We start from the raw sequence: 21,530 nt of genomic DNA, 5'->3' as shown, positions 1-21,530 counted from the left end.
CGCCAATGTCTGCCGTGGTGCTGGAAGCCGAAGGGTTGAGCAAGCGCTATGGCGGTGTGGAGGCGCTGCGCGACGCCAACTTTCAGGTGCGCGCCGGTGAGGTCGTCGCGTTGATCGGCGATAATGGCGCCGGGAAATCGACTCTGGTGAAATGCCTTTCGGGCGCCGAGCAGCCCGATGCGGGCCGAATACTGCTGGACGGCAAGCCTGTCCGCATGGCATCGCCCGTCGCGGCCCGGCGGCTCGGCGTGGAGACCGTGTACCAGGACCTGGCCGTAGCGCCGGATCTGGACGCGGCCGCCAACCTGTTCCTCGGTCGGGAACTGTTCCACCGCGGTCCCCTCGGGCGGCTCGGGCTTCTCGACCGCAAGGCCATGAGAACCCAAGCGGCCGAACACTTCCGGCGGCTGGGCGTGGTGCTGCCGCGCGCGGACGCGCCGATCGGCGCGCTCTCGGGCGGGCAGCGGCAGACCGTCGCGGTCGCGCGGGCGGTGCTGTGGGCCAGCAAGGTGGTGTTCATGGACGAGCCGACCGCCGCACTCGGGGTGGTGCAGCGCGAGCGCGTGCTCGAGGTCATCGGACGTGTTCGCGACCAAGGGATTTCGGTGGTGCTGATCAGCCACAATATGCCCGAGGTGCTGGCCGTCGCCGATCGCGTGGAGGTGCTGCGGCTGGGGCGGCGGGTGGCGCGGTTCACCGCCGCGGACGCCACCCTGGAGAAACTGGTCGCCGCCATGACCGGGGCGCTGAACACCGAGGACGCGCCGTGAGCGCCGCGACCGAGAATGTCGAACTGCCCGAACGCACCCGGTGGCAGCGGCTGCTCGGGGCCAGCACGCTGTGGATCGGGATCGTCCTGCTCGTGCTGTACCTGGCCTTCGGCCTGCTGCGCCCGAATGCCTTCCTGACCCGATTCACCTTGCAGACATTGCTGATCGAGACCTCGGTCCTGCTCGTGCTGTCGATCGGGATGACCTTCGTCATCATCACCGCCGGTATCGATCTGTCGGTGGGGATGGTGCTGATCTTCTCCGGCGTGCTCGCCGCCAAGACCATGGAGTGGCTCAGCCCCGGTGACGACGCCACCCGCGCCGGATGGGGACTCATCGGCCTCGGCCTGCTGATATCCCTTGCGGGCGGGGCATTCTGGGGTCTGGTCAATGGATTGCTGGTGGCCAAGGCCAAGATTCCGCCGCTCATCGTCACGCTCGGCTCCTTCGGCGCGGCACTGGGCGCCGCGCAACTGATCACCGGCGGTGTCGACACCCGCACGGTGCCCGAGAAGCTGCGCACCTCATTGGGTTTCGGCACGCTGTTCGGTGGCGTGCCGATTCTGGTGCTGGTCGCGGCCGCCGTCACACTGCTCGGGGCGTGGCTGCTGCATGCCACCCGCTTCGGGCGCTACACCTATGCCATCGGCTCCAGCGCCGAGGCGGCCCGTCGCGCCGGAATCGGCGTCACCCGGCACCTGATCCTGGTGTACCTGATGGCCGGAACCCTCTCGGGCCTGGCGGGTTTCATGAATCTGGCGTATTTCGGCACCACCACCATCGCCGGACACGGCACCGACAATCTCGATGCCATCGCGGGCGTGGTCATCGGCGGCACCAGCCTGTTCGGCGGGGTCGGGTCGGTGCTGGGCACCGTGATCGGGGTGTTCATTCCCTCGGTGCTGCGCAAGGGCTTCGTCATCGCGGGGGTGCCGGTGTTCTGGCAGCCGATCGCGGTCAGCGTCGTGCTGGTGGCGGCCGTGTGGTTCGACCAGATTCGCAGGCGGTCACGAGACCGCGAGTAGGGCAACGCATATCGAAGGCGAGGGCGTGATGAGGACCGGTGGACGAGCGGCCGTACTGGCTGGCGTGATCATGACGGTGGCGGCCGTGGCGACGGGTTGCGGTGGCTCGGTGAGCGAGTCGGGCGGCGGTGACGCCAAGCAACTGGTGCTCATCCCCGGCGTCGCCAACGAGCCGTTCTACATCTCCATGCAGTGCGGTGCGCAGCAGGAGGCGGAGAAGCTGGGCTATTCGCTGGATACCCAGGCCCCCACGCAATTCGACGCCGCGCAGCAGACCCCCATCGTCACCGGCGTGATCGCGACCAAACCCGGCGCGATCCTCATCGCCCCCACCCACGCGCAGGCCATGGCCAGCCCGATCAAGCAGGCCAAGGCCGCGGGCATTCAGGTGATCGAGGTCGACACCGCGTTGGAGGATACGTCGGTGGCGGCGTCGTCCATCGCCTCCGACAATGTGAAGGGCGGTGAGCTGGCCGCCCAAACCCTGGCACAGCTGGTGGGGGACAAGGGATCTGTGCTGGTGATCAATACCAAGGCCGGAACCTCCACCACCGATCAGCGCGCCCAGGGCTTCGAGGACGAGTTGAAGAAGAACCACCCCGGCATGACCTCGCTCGGCGTCCAGTACAACAACAACGAGGCCGCCCAAGCCGCCTCCATCGTCACCGCGACCCTCGCCGCCCACCCCGATCTCGCCGGAATCTTCGCCACCAACCTCAGCTCCGCCGAGGGCGCGGCCACCGGCCTGCGCAATGCGGGCAAGCTCGGCCAGGTCAAGGTCGTCGGCTTCGACGCCAGCCCCAAACAGGTCGAAGACCTGAAATCCGGTACGGTGCAAGCCCTCATCGCCCAGAACCCCGCCGACATCGGCCGTCAGGGCGTAGCCCAGGCCGCCGCCGTCCTCGAGGGCAAACCGGCGACCCGCACCATTCGAACCGGCATGATCGCCCTCACCCAGGAGAACATGGGCACCAACGAACAGTACTTCTACAAGAACGACTGCTAGCCGATTCGGGGGGTACGCCGGTGAGCACGAACAAGGCCCGCGAGTCCTGGAAGTGGTTCCAGGACATCGCGATACCGTCCGTCGCCGCACTGCCGCCGCGCGAGCTCGAGGACGGGACCTTGGTGGTGAGCTGGGAGAACATCGGCCGATTCTGGTGGGCCCACTTCTATCCCGACGGTTCGATGATGTTCCTGGCCCAGTGGTGGGGCGAGGAGTGGGACGAATGGCGCGACACCATCGACGCCCCCAGCGAGGCCGCGCGGGCGCAGGTGCTCGAGATCTGCCTGTGGGAGGGGCGCGAAAACAAGTAGCGCGTAGCCGGGTTGGTCGGGCACGCTGTGGCACATGTTCGCGCACGCCATCGCCGCTACGCCCGCAGTCGCGGGCGCGATGGCCGCTGCGCTGGTGGTCTCCGCATTCGACGGCGCACGACGCTGACCTTCGCCGGGACGTCCCGGGACCTCAGTCGGTGAAGGTCGGCTCGCTGCTGAGGTCCCCTCGAATCACGACTCCCAGACGGAGAATTCATCATGGCCAAGCAGGCCTTCGTACGCACCAAGCCGCATCTGAACATCGGCACCATGGGGCATGTCGACCACGGTAAGACCACCCTGACCGCCGCCATCACCAAGGTGCTCGCCGAGCAGGGCGGCGGAACCTACGTGCCGTTCGATCGCATCGACCGGGCCCCGGAGGAGATAGCGCGCGGTATCACCATCAATATCGCGCACGTCGAATACGAAACGGCCACACGGCATTACGCCCACGTTGACATGCCCGGCCACGCCGACTTCGTGAAGAACATGATCACCGGCGCCGCCCAGTTGGACGGCGCGATCCTGGTGGTGTCGGCGCTGGACGGGGTCATGCCGCAGACCGCCGAACATGTGCTGCTGGCCCGGCAGGTCGGGGTCGAGCACATCGTGGTCGCCCTCAACAAGGCCGACGCCGGTGACGGCGAACTGCTGGAGCTGGTCGAGCTCGAGGTGCGGGACCTGTTGTCCGCCAACGGATACGACGGCGACGTGCTGCCGGTCGTGCCCGTCTCGGGGCTGCGCGCCCTGGAGGGCGATCCGCGGTGGACGCAGGCCGTGCTGCGGCTGCTCGAGGCCGTGGACGCCCACGTCCCGATGCCGGTGCGCTACACCGACGCGCCGTTCCTCATGCCGGTGGAGAACGTGCTCACCATCACCGGTCGCGGCACCGTCGTGACCGGGGCCATCGAGCGCGGACGCGTGCGCATGGGCGATCGGGTCGCCGTACTCGGTTACGGTGACAGCCTCGAATCGGTGGTCACCGGCGTCGAAACCTTCGGCCGCACCATGGAATCGGCGGAGGCGGGCGACAATGTCGCGCTGCTGCTGCGCGGTGTGCAGCGCGGTCAGGTGCGGCGCGGGCAGGTGGTCGCGCAGGTGGGCAGTATCGCCGCGCACACCGGCTTCACCGCGCGCGTACGACTGCTCACCGCCGCGCAGGGCGGGCGGCGCACGCCCATCGCCACCGGTTACCGGCCGCAGTTCTACCTGCGCACCGGTGACGTGGTGGGCGATGTGGCGCTGCCGGACGGCCGGGCGCAACCGGGGGACACCGTCGAGATGACGGTGACCCTCGGCAGCCCCGTGCCGCTCGAGCCCGGCCTCGGCTTCGCCATCCGTGAGGGCAGCCGGACCGTGGCGGCGGGCACGGTGCTCGCGGTGCGCGACTAGCGCTGGTTCCCGGCTCCGAGCCCCGTGCCCGGAGCCGGGAATTCACACTCGATCGACGAGCGCCGAATGCCCGGCCTGTTCGGCGCAGTGGGCGCAGCAGAAGAACTGCTCGTTCGCCTCGACGCCGTGGCCGAGAATCCGGCAGCTACAGTGCGCGCAGGTCGGCGCGAGCGCCGTCGCGGCGCATTCGAAACTGTCGTAGGTGCCCGACCAGCCGTCACGGACCACCGTGAACGTCTTGTCGTAGTCGTTGCCGCAGGTATCGCATTTCGCCATGATGAGCCAATCCTCTCGATCGCCGTGTCGGATCCGGAGGCTCACGGCACTCCGGGCTCGGCTGCGAATTTCTCGCGTTACCCAGGCGCTACCCACCCCATGGCGACCGAAACCGCCGCCAGCGGCGCACGGGCCGCGGCCGTTGGGTACCGTCGGGGCGCATCAAGTCGGCTGCACAGCAGGCGAACTGCTCATACCGTGCGAATCAGGAGTGGAATGCGATTGTTGAAGGTCACTACCGTTGCCGTGGCGCTGGCCGCCGCGACCGTGATGGGTACCGCGACGGCGTGGGCGGATGAGCCCGCGCCCAAGGACGAGACCATCACCATCGATATCAATTTGCTCGGGTGCTCACTGGGTGCGGGGCTGGGCGTAGACGTGCTCACCGCGCTCGGCGCGGGCCAGGGATCGAGCGCCACCGTCAATTCGGGTCTGGTGGCGCGGTTGCGGGCCGCCGGGTGTCTGCCCTGGAAGTAGGCCGTTCAGGGCTGTCGCGATCTGGCGCAGGGCCACGTCGGTGGTCATGTGCCAGTGCGTGACGGGTACGGGGTGGTTGTGTACGGAACCCGTCACGGCGGATAGCCAGGTGTCGGCGTTGGCGGTGCCGGTCGGGTCGTCCCGGCTGGCGGTGAAGTAGCGGACGTCGCCGTCGAACCGGCGGGCGCGGTAGGCCGCGCTGAGAGATGCCGAGGCGACGGCGGCGTGCACCACCCGTTCGATGCGGGCGGCTCCGAAGGAGGCGAACGGTTCGGGTAGGGCGGTCGCCCGCCGTGGGAGTTGGGTCAGGTCCAGGGGTTCGTGCAGGGCGGGGTCGATGGTTTGGTCGCCGAGCAGCCCGCCCAGCAGGTCCGACATCGTGACCGAGGTGGTCGTGGGTGCGGTCGACGGCTCGTGCAGGCGGCTGTCGAGCACGGCGAGCAGTGCCACCTGTTGGCCTTCGTCTTGGAGTTGGACGGCCATGGCGTGGGCCAGGACGCCGCCGAAGGACCAGCCGAGTAGATGGTAGGGGCCTTCGGGTTGCACGGCCCGTAGGTGTCGCACGTAGCGGCGGGCCCACTCCTCGATCGAATCCGGCAGTGGGGCAGCCGAACTCAATGCGGGGGATTGCAGGCCGTAGATCGGGCGGGCGGGGTCGAGGTGGGCGGCGAGCCCGGCGAAAGACCAGGCGATACCGCCGATGGGGTGGATGCAGAACAGGGGTTCGGCGGGCGTGTGCGGGCCGCGCGGGCGCAGGGGGAGGAGGATGTCGAAGGCGGCGTCGGGGCCCGCGGTCTCCGAGCCGCGGGTGCGTAGTTCGGCGATGAGGGCGGCGGGTGTGGGGGCGGAGAACGCCCACATGACGGGAACGGGTTCGGCCAGCGCCTCGGTGAGCTGGGCGACCAGCGCCGTGGCGAGCAGGGAATTGCCGCCGAGTTCGAAGAAGTTGTCGTCCAAGCCGATTCGGTCGAGACGCAGCACCCCGGCGAAGATATCGCAGATGGTGGATTCCAGGGGTGTGGTGGGTGCGCGGTAACCGCGCGGCTGGAGTTCGGGGGCGGGCAGGGCGGCGCGGTCGAGTTTGCCGGTCGCGGTGAGCGGCACGGCGTCGAGGACCACGACGGCCGAGGGAACCATGTGCGCGGGTAGTGCTTTCGCGGCCCAGCCGATCACGTCGTCGGGGTCGATGTCGTTGCCGGACGGGACGACGTACGAGACGAGAACCGTTGCCCCAGCGTGGTTTTCCCTGCCGACGGTGACCGCGACGGACACCCCGGGGTGCGCGGTCAGCGCGGCGTCGATCTCGCCGAGTTCGATGCGGTAGCCGCGAATCTTCACCTGGAAGTCGGCGCGACCACGGTAGTCGAGTTCGCCGTCGGCATTCCACGCGACGATATCGCCGGTGCGGTACATGCGGTCGCCGGGGTGGAATGGATTGGCGACGAAACGCTCGGCGGTGAGATCGGGTCGGCCGTGGTAGCCGCGCGCCACTTGAGCCCCGGCCAGGTACAGCTCACCCGGAACACCGGCGGGCGCCGGGCGCAGGCGCGCGTCCAGCACGTACACCTGGCTGTTCCAGACCGGTGCGCCGATCGGCACGGAGCTGTCGACCGAGCCCACCCGATGATCGGTGATGGATACCGCCGTCTCGGTCGGCCCGTAGAGGTTGAACAGCGCGGTGTGCGGTGCGGCCGCGACGAATCGCCGCGCCGTGGCGGCGGGGAGGGTCTCGCCGATGGACAGCACGCGCCGCAGCGAGCTCGGCAGCCGATCGGTGAGCAGGGCTTCCAGCATGGATGGCACGGCGTGCAGGGTGGTCACCGCTTCGCGGGCCATGAGCGCGTTCAGGTAGGCGGGGTCGCGGTGCCCGTGCGGGTCCGCGATCACCAGTCGGCCGCCGCACACCGCCGCGGACCAGAACTCCCAGACCGACAGGTCGAAGGTCGCCGCGGTCTTCAGCAGGATCGCGTCGTCGTCACCGAGCCCGAATCGTGCTGTCTTCCAGAGCAGTTGGTTGACGATCGCGCCGTGCGTGACCGTGACTCCCTTGGGTCGCCCCGTGGAACCCGAGGTGAAGATGACGTAGGCCGCGTGGTCGGCGCGCAGTGGCGCGATGCGCTCGGCGTCGGTGATCGGCGCGGCGCTGAAGCCGGACATGTGCAGTCGGTCCACGTGCACCACCGGCGCGGTGGTGGTGGCGAAATCCGTCGCGGTATCGGTCAATACGCAGACGGGTGCGGCGGTCTCGAGTATGTAGTCGGACCGTTGGGCGGGCTGGTCCGGATCCACCGGCACGTACGCGCCACCGGCCTTGCTCACCGCGTACATGGCGACGATGAGGTCCACGCCACGCCGCATGGCCAGCACCACCGGGGCTTCGGGGCCGACGCCCAGGCCAATCAGCTGTCGCGCGAGGCGATTCACGCGCGCGTCGATATCGGCGTAGGTGTGGCGGGTGCCGTCGGCGGCCACCAAGGCCACCGCATCGGGTCGGGCCGCGACGGTCGCGTCGAGCAGTGCGACCAGTGTTGTCGACTCGACCGGATGCCCGGTGTCGTTCCACGAGTGCAGGATTCGGGTGCGCTCGTCCGGTGCGAGCACATCGATCTCACCCACGGTGGTTCGTGGATTCGCGATGACGGCATCGAGGATGCGTGTGAACCTGTCCAGGAACCCGCGCACCGTCGATTCGTCGAACAGATCCGTGGCGTAGGTGAGGACGCCGCCGATGCCCGTCGGCGCGCCGTGGGCGTCGTACTCGTCGGCCACGATCAGGTGCAGATCGAACTGCGACAGCTGTCGATCCGTCGACAATCCGGTGACCGTCATGCCCGGCAGCTCCATGCTCACCGGTGCGAGGTTCTGGAACGACAGTCCGACCTGGAACAGCGGATGGCGGGCGGTCGACCGCGTCGGGTTCAGCTCCTCGACCAGTCGTTCGAACGGCACGTCGGCGTGCGCGAACGCCCGTAGATCCGTATCGCGTTGCCGGGCAAGCAGTTGCGTGAACTCCGCCGCGGCATCCACCCGGGTGCGGAACACGAGGGTGTTGACGAACATGCCGATGAGATCGTCCAATTCGGCCGCCCCGCGGCCCGCCACCGGGGTGCCGACGGCGATATCGTCGGTGCCCGACAGTCGCGACAGCAGGACCGCGAACGCGGTGTGCACCACCATGAACAGCGTGGCCCCCTGCGCGCGAGCCAAGTCCACCAGCGCCGCGTGCGTGCGCGCGTCGATACGCAGCGGCACGCGGTCACCGGCGAAGGACCGCACCGCCGGACGCGGACGATCGCGCGGCAATTCCAGCTGATCGGGCAGGTCGGCGAGGGCGTGCCGCCAGTAGGCGAGTTGGGCGGCAGCCACCGATCCCGGTTGCTCCGTATCACCGAGCATGGCCTGTTGCCACAGTGCGTAGTCCGCGTACTGGACGGGCAGCGGGCACCAGTCGGGTGCCCGGCCCGTGACCCGTGCGGCGTAGGCGGACACCAGGTCTCGGGTCAACGGGCCGATGGAGTAGCCGTCGCCGGAGATGTGGTGAATCGCCATGGCGAGCACGAAATCGCCCTCGGTGAGTTGCCACAGTGCCGCGCGCAGCGGTACTTCGGTGGTGACATCGAATGTGGTGGAGGCCAAGAGGGTGACCGCCGCCTCCACCTCGGCGGCGTCGATGCGGTCCACCGCGAGCCGGGGCACGCCCGCATCGGTGGACGGCAGGATGACCTGAACGGGTCCGGCCGCATGCCGCGGATAGACGGTGCGCAGGATCTCGTGTCGCGCAATGAGATCGGCGAACGCCAGTCGCATGGCCTCGACATCCACCGCGCCGGTCAATCGAATCGCGAGCGGAATGTTGTAGGCGGCGGATTCGGTGTCGAACCGGTTGAGGAACCACATCCGCTGCTGTGCGGGGGAGAGCGGAATGCGGTCGGGCCGCGCACCGGCCACCAGCGCGGGGCAGGACGCCGCGCCGGTGAGTTCCGCTGCCGCCATGGCCAATCCGGCCACGGTGGGCGCGGTGAACAGCACGCGCACCGGAACCTGGACGTGCAGCGCCATGCCCAGACGCGCGGTCACCCGGGTGGCGAGCAGCGAATTGCCGCCGAGTTCGAAGAAGTCGTCGTCCGCGCCGACGAGTTCGAGCCCGAGCACCTCCGCGAAGATGTCGGCAACGGCCCGCTGCATGGCATCGGCCGGTTCGCGATAGGTCCGGGCCGTGAATTCCGGTGCGGGAAGCGCGTTTCGGTCGAGCTTGCCGACGGCGGTCAATGGCAACGCGTCGAGAACGACGATCGCGGCGGGGACCGCGTGCGCCGGTAGCGTCCGCGCCGCCCATCGCGTCAGCGCGTCGGGGTCGAGGTCGCGACCGACGACGTACGACACCACTATCGGGGCACCGCAGGTGTTCTCGCGTGCGACCGTCACCACCTGGTCGACGTCGGGGTGGGTGGCGAGCACGGTATCGATCTCGCCGAGTTCGATGCGGAAGCCTCGGATCTTCACCTGGAAATCGGTGCGCCCCACGTATTCCAGCTCGCCACCGGTCGGACCCGACACCGGCACCTCGGTCCACCGCACCAGGTCACCGGTCCGGTACATGCGGTCTCCGGGCGGACCCCACGGATTCGCGACGAAGCGTTCGGCCGTCAGCCGGGCCCGCCGGTGGTAGCCGCGCGCGAGTGCCGCACCGGACAGGTACAGCTCGCCCACGACTCCCGCCGGAACCGGCCGCAATCTGTCGTCGAGCACGACGGCCCAGCCGCCGGGGATCGGGCGTCCGATCGACACCCGCTGTCCCGCGCGCAGAGTCGTATAGGTCGCGCCGATGGTGGCCTCGGTCGGCCCGTAACCGTTGATGAACCGTCGCCCGGGCTGCCATCGGGCGAGCAGTTCGGGCGTGGTCGCCTCACCACCGGCCGAGACGACCGCGAGATCGTCGAGCCCCTCGGGTTCGAGGGTGCCCAGCAGGGCCGGAGTGATGATCGTGTGCGTGACCTGCTCGGTGCGCAGCAGCTCGTGCAATTCCGGGCCGCCGACCAGCCGCGGGTCCGCGACGACGAGGGTGGCGCCGCTGTAGCAGGCGGTGGCGATCTCCTCCAGGGACTGATCGAAGCTGGGCGAACACACGTGCAGCATGCGCGATTCGGGTTCGAGGCGCAGCAGCTCGGCCGAGTAGCCGACGAGCCCACCGAGACCGGCGTGGGTGACGGTGACGCCCTTGGGCATACCGGTAGACCCGGAGGTGTAGATGAGGTATGCCGCGTGCGAGAAGCGCAGCGGCGCGCGGCGGTCCGCGTCGGTCACCGCATCCGCCCGCTGGGCCGCGCACCGGGCGAGCGTGTCGGCATCGTCGAGAACCAGCCAGTCGACCGTCTCCGGCAGGCCATCGAGCTCCGCGGCGAGCGTAAGCCCCACCGGCGCGGCGGAATCCGCCAGCAGGTAGGCCACCCGCTCCGTCGGATAGCCGGGATCGACAGGGAGATACGCGCCGCCCGCCTTGGCGACCGCCCAGAGAGCGGCGACCGTGTGATAGGAGCGTCGCATGGCCAGCGCCACAACGGTTTCCGGCGCGACGCCTCGGGCGATCAGCACTCGGGCGAGCCGGGACGAGTACTCGTCGAGTTCGCCGTAGGTGTAGCCGCATGCGTTGTCGCGCACCGCGATACGGTCTCGACCGAACTCGAGTCCTCGGGTGAGCAGGTCCGGCAGCAGCCCCACCGTGCCGGGGACGCCGCCGCCCATGCGCGACAAGCGCCGGTACTCGTCGTCGGTCAGGAGCGGGAGATCGCGGACCCGGGTTTCGGGGTGTGCCGCCACCGCCGTCAATATCCGAACGACCCGCTGTGCGAACAGTGTCGCCGTCTCGTCATCGAAAACGCGGTAGCTGAACGACATCTCGCCACGGGGCGAGGAAGATTCCTCGGCCGACAGCGTCACCGTCAGATCTCCGACCGCCCGCGCCGGGGTATCGAACGCCAGTGCCACCTGGAACAACGGATGGCCGACCGGCGACCGCCGTGCACCGAGCAGATCCACCAGATCATCGAAGGGAATACCCGCGTGCGCCAAGCCATCCCGCTCGACGCGGTGCGCTTCGGGGAGCAGATCGACCCAGCGTGCGCCGAGGTCGATGCGGGACCGCAGGACGACGAGGTCGTCCGGCAGCGGTGTGCCGAGGGGGATATCGTCGGCACCCGTCAGCCGCGCGAGCACTGCCGCCAAGGCCGTGCGCACCACCGATGTCCACGTCACGTCCGCCGCGGCAGCGACCCGGCGCAATCCGTTGTGCACGTCGCCGGGAACCGAGAATGCCACGCGCCCAAGGGAATCCGCTGGAGCACCAGAGCGAGTACTACCGGTCGGCAGCTCGAGCCGCTCGGGCAATCCGGCCAAGGCCGTGCGCCAGTAGCGTGATCGGGTGATCGAATCCGCTGCCTCGCGGTCGAGACGGGCCGCGAGTTCACCCGCGCACCGGGCCGGGTCGGCGATGATCTCCCCCAGCACGGTGCGCAGCCGCTCGGCGATATCGCGCGCCGTCCGCTCGGCCACCATGTCGCGGCGGTACTTCACCTGAACAACCGTGCGCGAGTTGAGGAACACCATGACGGTGATCGGGTAGTGCGTGAAGTCGTCGGCGCGCACCGCGTCGATCCGAACGCCGTCCAGCGCGCCGCTGGCCCGCGCCAGCCCCTCGACATCGATGGGGTACGACTCGAAGACGAGCATGGAGTCGAACAGCTCACCGTGCCCGGTCTCGCGGGTCATGGCACCGAGGCCGAGATGGTGGTGGTCGAGCAGTGCGGCCTGCTCGGCCTGTAGGTCGTCCACCAGGGCCCGCACGGTTGTTTCGGTACCGAACCGGACGCGCACGGGAATGGCGTCCACGAACAGGCCGATCATGTCGCCGATGCCGTCGAGCTGCGCGGGCCTGCCGGAGATGGTCGCCCCGAACACCACATCGTCGCGTCCGGAACTGGCGGCGATGGTCAGACCCCACGCCGCCTGGATCACCGTATTGGCGGTCACCTCCGTCGCCGCCGCGTACGCGGTGAGCGCCGCCGTCTCGCGCTCCGAGAGCTCGAAGTCGCTGCGACCGAAGCCGTTTCCCGTCGGAGCGGGCCATGCCGGTTGGGGTGCGAGCATGGTCGGCGTGGCACCGGCCAGCACCCGCGACCACGCCTCGACCGCCGCGTCCCGGTCCTGGCGGGCGAGCCAGCGCAGGTAGTCGCGATACGGCCGCACCGGCGACAGCGCCGCCGCGTCGCCGTCCGTCGCGTACAGGACCAGCAGTTCCTTCAGCAGCAGGGGCATCGACCAGCCGTCGAGCAGAATGTGATGCCCGGTGAGAACCAGATGCCCTTGGTCGGAGCCGGTGCGGTACAAGGTGATTCGCAGCAGCGGCGCGACGGCGGGGTCGAAGCCGAGCCGCCGCTCGGCGGCGGTCAGCGCGGGCAGATCCGCTTCGCTGACAGTGTCGACCACGCGCACCGGCAGCTCGATATCGTCGATCACCAGCTGGACCGGGGAGCCGTCGGCCGCGGCGACGAAGGCGGAGCGCAGATTCGCGTGCCGGTCGAGCACCGTCCGCGCGGCACGGCGCAGGCGCGCGAGGTCGAGCTCGCCGGTCAGTCGCGCCGCCAACTGGATGATGTACGCGTCGACGGAATCGTCGAGCAGCTCCATGAGCACGCGCAGTGACTCCTGGAGCGGGGAGAGCGGCAGCACGTCCGAGAGCGCGGGACGGCCTCGCCGCCACTGATCCAAATCGGATTGGGAGACCCGCACCAGGGCGACATCCGACGGTGTCAGCCCGCCCGCGACGGGATGGCGCGTGTGGTCGGCCAGCGCCGCGAGGGCCGTCGAGAAGTCGGCGGCGAGCTCGTGTACATCCGCCTCGTCGAGAATGCGGCTCGCGTAGCCGAAAGCCACCTCCAGCTGCGGGCCGTCGGCGGTATCGGTGGTGATCGCGTTGATATCGATCACCGTGCCGAGTGGCATGGCCGCGTCGTAGGTGACGTCGAGATCGCCGAGATCGCCGGTGGGCAGCCAACTCCGGTCGACCAGGTCGGCGGGTACGCCCGCCGACGCGCGGCCGAGGTAGTTGAACCCGATCTGCGCGATATCGCCGGTGAGCGCCGCCGCGGAGTGCGAATCCAGATGGCGAAGCATGCCGAATCCCATGCCCTTGTCGGGAACCGCGAGCAACCGCTCCTTGACCGACTTGATCACTGCCGCAAGGGATTCGGCATCGGTGGCACTGGTCGCCATACCGGAGAGGTCCAGCGCCACCGGGTGAATACTCGTGAACCAGCCCAGCGTGCGCGTCAGATCCGCGCCGGGCAGCACCGCTTCCTCCCGCCCGTGCGACTCCAGCCGAATCCGCGTGACCGGCGCGTCGATACCGCGTCGCGAACGCCAGGCGCGCACCGCCATGGCGAGCGCCACGAGCAGACCGTCATTGACGCCTCCTCGGTAGAGCGCGGGCAGTGTCGTCAGCAGTGCTTCGGTGACCTCGACCGGTACCCGCACCCGCACGGACCGCACCGTCGCCAGGGTGTCCACGGCGCGGTCGAGAGCCCGCGCACCCAAGAGCGGATCGGGCGTGGCGAGGACCCGTTGCCAATAGTCCAGTTCCGCGCGGCGCGCGGCCACCGCCTCGGTGAGGCCGTGCGCCCACCGGCGGAAGGAGGTGCCCACCGGTGGCAACGCGATGCGCTGTCCGGCGATGTGCTGCGCCCACGCCGTGGCCAGGTCGGGAATGAGAATCCGCCACGACACGCCGTCGATCACATAGTGATGCGCCGCCACGACGAGCACATCCCGCGCGTCGGGCCGGTGCAGCCAGGCGACGGCGATCATGCGGCCACCCGCCGGATCCAGTGCGCCGAGCGCGGAATCGACCGCGGCACCGCCGATTCGCGCGAGCTCGGTCGAGTCCACCGCTTCGGGTACGTCGAATCGCGTGATCAACGCCTCGACATCCACGGCGGCGCGAGGCAGCCCCTCGAACCGCCACCGGCCATCGTCGTGCCACACCCGTGAGCACAGCACCTCGTGCCGATCGAGCAGTGCGCCGACCACCGCGAGGAGCCCGGCACGGTCGATGGCCTCCGGGAGCGCCAGCACCATGGTCTGGGCGAACCGGTCGTAGGACCCGTCGGCCAGGAATTCGGCGAGCACCGGCGGCAACGGGATCTCACCGACACCGCCACCGGGCAACTCCGCCAATGCCTTCGCAGCCTCGGTATCGGCGCTGGCGATACGGGCCAGCGCGGCGACCGTCCGCTGTTCGAAGACATCCCGTGCGGTGAACACGATTCCGGCGGCCTTGGCGCGCGACACCAGCTGAATGGACATGATGCTGTCGCCGCCCAGCGCGAAGAACGACTCCTCGGCCCCGACGGCCGCCACACCGAGCACCTCGGCGAACAGTTCCGCCACCCGTGATTCGATCGGACCCCGCGGCGCACGAGTCACCGAACTCGCGAAAACGGGTTCCGGCAAGGCCTTTCGATCGAGCTTGCCATTGCCGGTCAACGGCCACTCGTCGACGACGACCACGGCCGCGGGAACCATGTGGGCGGGCAGGATATCGGCCGCGTACGCGGTGAGGCGCACCGGATCGACGGTAATGCCGTGTGCCGCACGCACATACGACACCAGCGCGGTCGCCCCGGACGGCAGCGTCCGACCGATGGTGACGGCGGAGTCGATATCGTCGTGACCGGTCAGCACGGCGTCGATCTCGCCGAGTTCGACGCGGAAACCGCGCACCTTCACCTGCGTGTCGGTGCGGCCCACATAGTCGAGCTGCCACGTTGTCGACAGGGCGTCCCGCGCACCCGGCGGGGCGTACCAGCGCACCACATCGCCGGTGCGATACATGCGCGAACCGGGCGCGCCCCAAGGGTTGGCGACGAACCGCGCCGCGGTTGGTCCGACGCGGTTGCGGTAGCCGCGCGCGAGACCACCGCCCGCCAGATACAACTCACCCGCGACGCCCGGCGGCACCGGATTCAGTCGAGCATCCAAGACGAGCGCGGACATGCCGTGCACCGTGGTGCCGACCGTGATCCGCTGCCCGACAGTCAATTCGGCGTACGACGAGATGATCGTCGTCTCGGTCGGGCCGTAGGCGTTGAGGTAGCGGCGGCCCGGCTGCCAGCGCGCCAGCAACTCCGGGGTCGTCACATCGCCGCCGACCGAGACCACCTCGAGTTCGTCCAGCCCGGCCGGGGCGACCGTGCCCAGTACGGCCGGGGTGATGATGGCGTGCGTGACCGCCTCGACGCGCAGCAGATCGGCGAGCTCCGTGCCGCCGACGACCTCGGGCGGCGTGATGACCAGCGTCGCGCCGACGGAGAACGCGCACAGCCATTCCAGGACCGAGGGATCGAAGCTGGGGGAGCAGATGTGCAGGAAACGGTGGTGCGGCGCGAGACGGTAGCGGCGCACGGCCTCGTCCAGGAGGCCGCCGAGCCCGCCGTGCGTGACGGTGACGCCCTTCGGGATTCCCGTCGAACCGGAGGTGTAGATGATGTAGGCGGGGTGCTGTACCCGCAGCGTGGCGTGGCGGTCCCGATCGGTGACCGGAGCGCTGGACCGCGCCTCGCACCACTGGTCGAACGCGGTGTCGTCGAGGAGCAGCCAGCTGACCGCCCCGGGTAGTCGCTCCGCGTAGGCCGTGCTCGTAATGCCCAGCGTGGCACCGCAATCGGCGACCATGTGCCGCATTCGCTCGGCGGGATAGCCGGGGTCGATCGGCACATGCGCGCCACCGGCCTTGGCGATGGCGAGCACCGCCAGGACGAGGTCGTAGGAGCGCGGTAGCGCGACGGCGACGGCGGATTCCGGACCGATGCCGCGCTCGATCAGCACGCGCGCCAATCGCGAACTGCGCGCGTCGAGTTCGCCGTAGGTGACGCGGCGGTCCCGATAGCGCACGGCCACCCGGTCACGGCCGAGCGCGACACCTCGCGACAACAGATCGGGGAGCAGCCCCGTCGCCATGACATCGTCGGCGTGCACGGCGGTGAGGCTCGTGAGCTCCGCCGCGTCGAGCAAGGGCAGATCCCCGACCGGACGATGCGGGTGGGCGGTCGCCGCCGTCAGCAGACGGACGAACCTCTCGGCGAGGACATCGACGGTGCTCCGGTCGAAAAGGTCTGGCGCGAACAGGAATTCCGCCGTGTGCCCATGGACGCGCAGGTGCAGGTCACGCGCCTGAGCGTGCTGCGTGCCGACCGACAGCATGGCCTGGGCGGTCCCCGTGAAGGGCACCGCGGTACGCGCGAACGCCTCGCGTGCGACGGTCCTCGCGTGGTGATGCGATTCCTCGAAGGTCGCGGCGCTCACCACCTCGGTACGCAAGATCAGCGTGTGCGTGGTCTCGTCGACCGTCACCAGGGTGCCGATCGCGATATCGGAGGTGCCGGACAGTCGGGCGAGGAATACGGCGAAGGCGCAGTGCACGAGGCTGAACACCGAGGTGTCCCAGGCTTGAGCGAGATCGTGCAGCTGGTCGCGCGTGCGTGCGCCGAATTCGAAGGCGACGCACTCCATGGTCGATGACGCCGTACGGTTCGGCCGGTCGGTGGGCAGCGGCAGTTCCTCCGGCATTCCCGCGAGCGCCGCACGCCAGTACCGGGTCTGTGCGATCACATCACTGCGGGCATCCAGGAGTCCCCGGATGTCCGACGGCGTGCGCCCCGGGTTCTCGACGACGTCGACGACCAGTATCCGGAGCCGCTCGGCCAGCGCCTTCGCCAGCTCGGTGGTGACGAGATCGCGCCTGTGCTGCAACGCGATACGCAGTCGCGGCCCCAACTCGACCTCGACCGCCACCGGATAGTGGGTGAAGTTGACGGCCTGAAGATCGGTGATCTCGAGGCCGTCGATATCGCGATAGGCCCGACTCAGACCGTCCACGTCCACCGGATACGACTCGAAAGCCAGCAGGGAGTCGAACATCTCGCCGGTGCCCGCGACGCGCTGGATCTCGGTCAACCCGAGGTGATGCGCGTCGAGCAGCGAAACCTGGTCGGACTGTAGGCGTTTCAGCAGCTCGCGAACCGGCTCCCCGCCATCGAAGCGCACACGCACCGGGATGGTGTTCGCGAACAGGCCGACCATATCGGCCACGCCCTCCAGGTGCGGCGGCCTGCCGGAAACCACCGCGCCGAACACGATGTCGTCGCGGTCCAGCCAGCTCGAAAGCACCAGCGCCCAGGCCGCCTGGACCACCGTATTCACGGTGACCTCGTGCTGGGCGGCGAACGCCAGCAGCGCCGAGGTCTCCTCGACGGGCAGCTCCGCGGCACAGACACCGTGACCCGACGCCGGGGCTGCGGGCGGCGTCAACACCTCGGCCAACAGTGTCGGGGACAGGTCGGCGAGCGCGGCACGCCAGCTGCCCAGCGCGGTGTCGCGATCACGCCGCGACAGCCACGCGATGTAGTCCCGGTACGGGCGGACCGGTGGCAGCGCCGACGAAGCACCCGCTGCCGCATAGGAAACCAGGAGCTCCTTCATGAGCAGCGGCATCGACCAGCCGTCGAGGAGCAGATGGTGTGCGGTCAGCACCAGGTGGAGTGCGCCGGAAGCGTTGCGGTACACCGTGAATCGCAGCAGCGGGGCTTGTGCGAGCTCGAATCCGCGCCGCTGTTCGGCCGCGAGGAGTGCGGCGGCCTCGGTGACGGAGGTCTCCACCACCCGCCACGGCACCCGCACGCCCTCGGTCACGATCTGAATCGGCGTGCCGTCGGCCGTGGCGGCGAACGCGGTGCGCAGGACGGAATGTCGATCGACCACCGCCTGCGCCGCCCGGTGCAGGCGATCCAGGTCGACCGCGCCGGACAGTGCCATCGCCCACTGCAACAGATACGGATCGGAGCCCTCCGCGACCTGGGTGAGGAACAGCAGGCCGAGCTGCAACGGCGAGAGCGGCAGCACATCGACCAGGCCCGGGTACTCCCGATGTCGACTGTCGAGTTCGCCCTGGGTGATTCGTACCAGCGGCACATCGGACGGCGTCAGACCGCCCGCCGACGGACCGTGGACATGCTCGGCCAGCATCTCCAGCGCCGCCACCCAGTAGTCGGCCAACTCCCGCACCTCGGCCTCGTCGAGCAGCGTGGACACATAGGAGAAGGTGGCGGAAAGCCGCGCGCCGCACTCGGTCTCGGTGATGACCGCGTTGATGTCGAGCACCGCGGGCGCGGGCATGGTCGGATCCTGGGCGGCGGTCGGCTCACCCCACGCGGAGGTCGGCAGCCAGCCACCGTCGGCGAGCGCGGCGGGGATCTCGCCCGCGGATATCCGGCCGAGATAGTTGAAACCGATCTGGCCGAGCTCGCCCGCCAATTCCGGTGCGGTATCGGCGTGCAGGTGGCGCAGCAGACCGAAACCGATGCCATTGTCGGGCACCGTGATCAGTTGCTCTTTGACCGCCTTGAGCAGGCTCGCGGTCGCCTCGCCGCCGGACCACGCACGCCGGGTGTCGATGCCGGACAGGTCGATCGCCACCGGGTACATGCTGGTGAACCAGCCGACGGTCCGGGTGAGATCGGCACCGGGGACGGTGGGTTCCTCGCGGCCGTGGCCCTCCAGGCGGATGCGCGTAGCGGACGTCTCGACGCCGCGATCGGCTCGCCATCTGCCCACCGCCAGCGCCACCGCCGCGAGCAGGGCATCGTTCACGCCCCCTCGATACCGCGCCGGTAGTTCGGTCGCCATCGCGTGCGTCACCTCGGGCGACACCGTGACGCCGACATGCCGCACCGTGGCCATCGTGTCGGCGGCCGCGTCGAAAGCCCTGGCCCCCAAGGGCGGATCGGCCACGGCCAGCACCCGCCGCCAGTGGTCGAGCTCCGCCACACGGTGCGGTGCCGCCTCGACGAGACCGTGCGCCCACCGCCGAAACGACGTGCCGACCGGCGGCAGCGCGACCGGCTGGCCAGCGGCCCGCTGCGACCAGGCGGTCACCAGATTCGACAGCAGAATGCGCCACGACACACCGTCGATCACATAGTGATTCGCCGTGACCACCAGCGCGTCGCGGCCGTCCGGGCGCGACAGCCAGGTGAAGGCGATCATGCGCGCCTGGTCGGGTGCGAGAACATCGAGCGCCGAATCCAGTGCGGTATCGGCCTTCTCGCACAGCTGCTCGATATCCAGACCCGCGGGCACCTCGACACGGGTGAGCAGCGTCGCCACATCCACCGCGCCGGGCGGCAGTGTGCGCAACCGCCAGCGGCCCGCGTCGAATCGCAGCTGTCCGCGCAGCATGTCGTGGTGATTCACCACCGCGGTGACCGTCGCGCGCAGGCTCTCGTCGTCGATATCCTCCGGCAGGGCCAACACCATCTGCTGGGTGAAGCGGGCGAAGGAGCGGCCGCCCGCCAGATGCGCGGCCAACACCGGCGTCAAGGGCATCTCGCCCGTACCGCCGCCGGGCAACTCCGCGAGAACCGGCACCGGATCGGCACCCGTCACCGCCACACGCGCCAATCCGGCCACCGTGCGGTGATCGAAGACATCCTTCGGGGTGAAAGCTATTCCGGCCGCACGGGCGCGCGACACCAGCTGGATCGAGAGAATACTGTCGCCGCCCAGGGCGAAGAACGAGTCCTCGGCTCCCACGCGAACACCGAGAAGCTGGCTGAACAGCTCGGCGAGCCGAATTTCCAGGGGGCCCACCGGGTCACGTGACACGGGGCTGTCGAACACGGGGGCGGGTAGCGCCTCACGATCCAGCTTCCCATTGGGGGTCAAGGGAATCGCCGCGAGCGCGACAATGGCCGACGGCACCATGTTGCTCGGCAAGCTCCGACCCACGAAACTCGTGAGTTCCGCCGTGTCGATCGGTAAGCCGTTGCGCGGCAAGACATACGAGACCAACACGGTCGCCCCCGAAGGAGCGGTCGCGCCGAGGGTCACCGCGTACTCGACATCCGGATGCGCGGTCAGCGCGGCGTCGATCTCCCCGAGTTCGATCCGGAAACCACGGATCTTCACCTGGAAATCCGAGCGACCCACGTACGCGAACGAGCCATCCGCGGTGCGCCGCACCAGATCACCGGTGCGATACATGCGCGCGGTCCCACCGAAGGGATTGGCCACGAACCGCTCCGCGGTGAGCCCGGGGCGACCCAGATAGCCCTGCGCCAAAGCCGGACCGGAGAGATAGAGCTCGCCCACCACCTCGACGGGCACCGGCCGCAACCGCGAATCCAGCACCACCGCACCGATTCCCGTGAGCGCGGTTCCGATGGTGATCGGCTCCGACGGCGACATCGGCCCGGTGCTCGTCGCGAGCACGGTCGCCTCCGTGGGCCCGTACCCATTGTGGAACGACCGCCCGCCGACCGCCCACCGCTCGACCAGACCCGGACCGAACGCATCACCCGCCACCACCACGACCCGCAGCGAATCGAGCCCCTCCGGGACGACCGTCTCCAACGCCGCGGGCGTGATGAGCATGTGCGTCACCCGCTCCCGCCGCACCAAGTCCGCGAGCTCGACGCCACCGGCCACCGCGGCGGGCGACACCACCAGCGTCGCCCCGCTACCGAAGGCCAACAGCAACTCGAGCACCGACACATCGAAATTCGGTGAACAGACGTGCAGCACACGGGCGGTGTCGTCCACCGCGTAGCGCTCGCGGGCGGTCGCGGCCAGCGCGGCCAGACCGGCGTGGGTCACCACCACGCCCTTGGGTCGCCCGGTCGATCCGGAGGTGTAGATGACATACGCCGGATGCCGGTCGGTCAGCGCGCGCGGCCGGTCGAGATAGGACACCGGATGCCCCGGCCGCGCGGCGACGCGTTCCGCGACCGTCGGATCGTCGAGTGTGAGCCACGGAATCTCCGCGCCGAACCGCTCGCGATGCGTCGTGATGGTCAGGCCGATCACCGCGCGCGAATCGGTGAGCAGGTAGCCGATACGCTCCGCCGGGAGGAGGGGATCGACCGGAACCCACGCCGCCCCCGTCTTGGCGACGGCCCACACCGCCACCACCGACTCCACCGACCGGGTGAGCCCGACCGCGACGACGTCCCCGGGGCCCGCCCCGCACTCGATCAGTTCCCGCGCCAGCCGCGAGGAGGATTCATCCAATTCCCGGTAGGTCAGCTCCCGTCGTTCGCCCACGGAGTCATAGCTGATGGCAATGGATTCCGCCGCGCACTCGACCGCCCCCGTGAGCAACTGCACCAGGAGCGGAGTCCCTGACCTGCGACGACCGCGGTCTCGAACGGTACGACGAACCCTA

8 protein-coding genes are annotated in these 21,530 nt (G+C 69.4%); 5 read left to right on the top strand and 3 right to left on the bottom strand.

Annotation, left to right across the window (positions count from 1 at the left end; translation table 11 throughout):
- Positions 1 to 5 precede the first annotated feature (5 nt).
- The 5 genes from ACIBH2_RS32515 to tuf all read left to right on the top strand — a co-directional run bounded on the left by ACIBH2_RS32515 (position 6) and on the right by tuf (position 4,507).
- Positions 6 to 770, top strand: a complete 765-nt coding sequence (locus tag ACIBH2_RS32515) for an ATP-binding cassette domain-containing protein (protein WP_397124584.1) — start codon at positions 6 to 8, stop codon at positions 768 to 770.
- Complete coding sequence (locus tag ACIBH2_RS32510; protein ID WP_397124582.1) at positions 767 to 1,795, top strand: ABC transporter permease; 1,029 nt, start codon at positions 767 to 769, stop codon at positions 1,793 to 1,795. Before ACIBH2_RS32515 ends, ACIBH2_RS32510 begins: the two co-directional genes overlap by 4 nt.
- A gap of 28 nt (positions 1,796 to 1,823) precedes the next feature.
- Positions 1,824 to 2,801, top strand: coding sequence for an ABC transporter substrate-binding protein (locus ACIBH2_RS32505; protein WP_397124580.1), 978 nt, complete (start codon positions 1,824 to 1,826; stop codon positions 2,799 to 2,801).
- 20 nt (positions 2,802 to 2,821) lie between these two features.
- Positions 2,822 to 3,112 carry a hypothetical protein gene (locus tag ACIBH2_RS32500; RefSeq protein ID WP_397124578.1) on the top strand — a complete coding sequence of 97 codons (291 nt, stop codon included), beginning with the start codon at positions 2,822 to 2,824 and terminating at the stop codon, positions 3,110 to 3,112.
- A gap of 219 nt (positions 3,113 to 3,331) precedes the next feature.
- Positions 3,332 to 4,507, top strand: coding sequence for an elongation factor Tu (gene tuf / locus ACIBH2_RS32495; RefSeq protein WP_397124576.1), 1,176 nt, complete (start codon positions 3,332 to 3,334; stop codon positions 4,505 to 4,507).
- 42 nt (positions 4,508 to 4,549) lie between these two features.
- Here the strand turns inward: tuf and ACIBH2_RS32490 are convergent, their stop codons facing one another.
- The 3 genes from ACIBH2_RS32490 to ACIBH2_RS32480 form a co-directional block, all read right to left on the bottom strand.
- Positions 4,550 to 4,783, bottom strand: a complete 234-nt coding sequence (locus ACIBH2_RS32490) for a hypothetical protein (protein ID WP_397124574.1) — start codon at positions 4,781 to 4,783, stop codon at positions 4,550 to 4,552.
- A 191-nt stretch (positions 4,784 to 4,974) separates the two neighbouring features.
- A complete protein-coding gene (locus tag ACIBH2_RS32485; RefSeq protein WP_397124572.1) occupies positions 4,975 to 5,112 on the bottom strand; it encodes a hypothetical protein in 138 nt (45 codons plus the stop codon).
- Between the two features lie 22 nt (positions 5,113 to 5,134).
- Positions 5,135 to 21,472: an amino acid adenylation domain-containing protein gene (locus ACIBH2_RS32480; protein ID WP_397124570.1), complete on the bottom strand. Its 16,338-nt coding sequence runs from the start codon at positions 21,470 to 21,472 to the stop codon at positions 5,135 to 5,137.
- Positions 21,473 to 21,530: the final 58 nt, after the last annotated feature.

The sequence above is a fragment of the Nocardia sp. NPDC050406 genome, assembly GCF_044459025.1.
Lineage (GTDB): Bacteria > Actinomycetota > Actinomycetes > Mycobacteriales > Mycobacteriaceae > Nocardia.
This window is presented reverse-complemented; position numbering and strand designations above follow the sequence as displayed.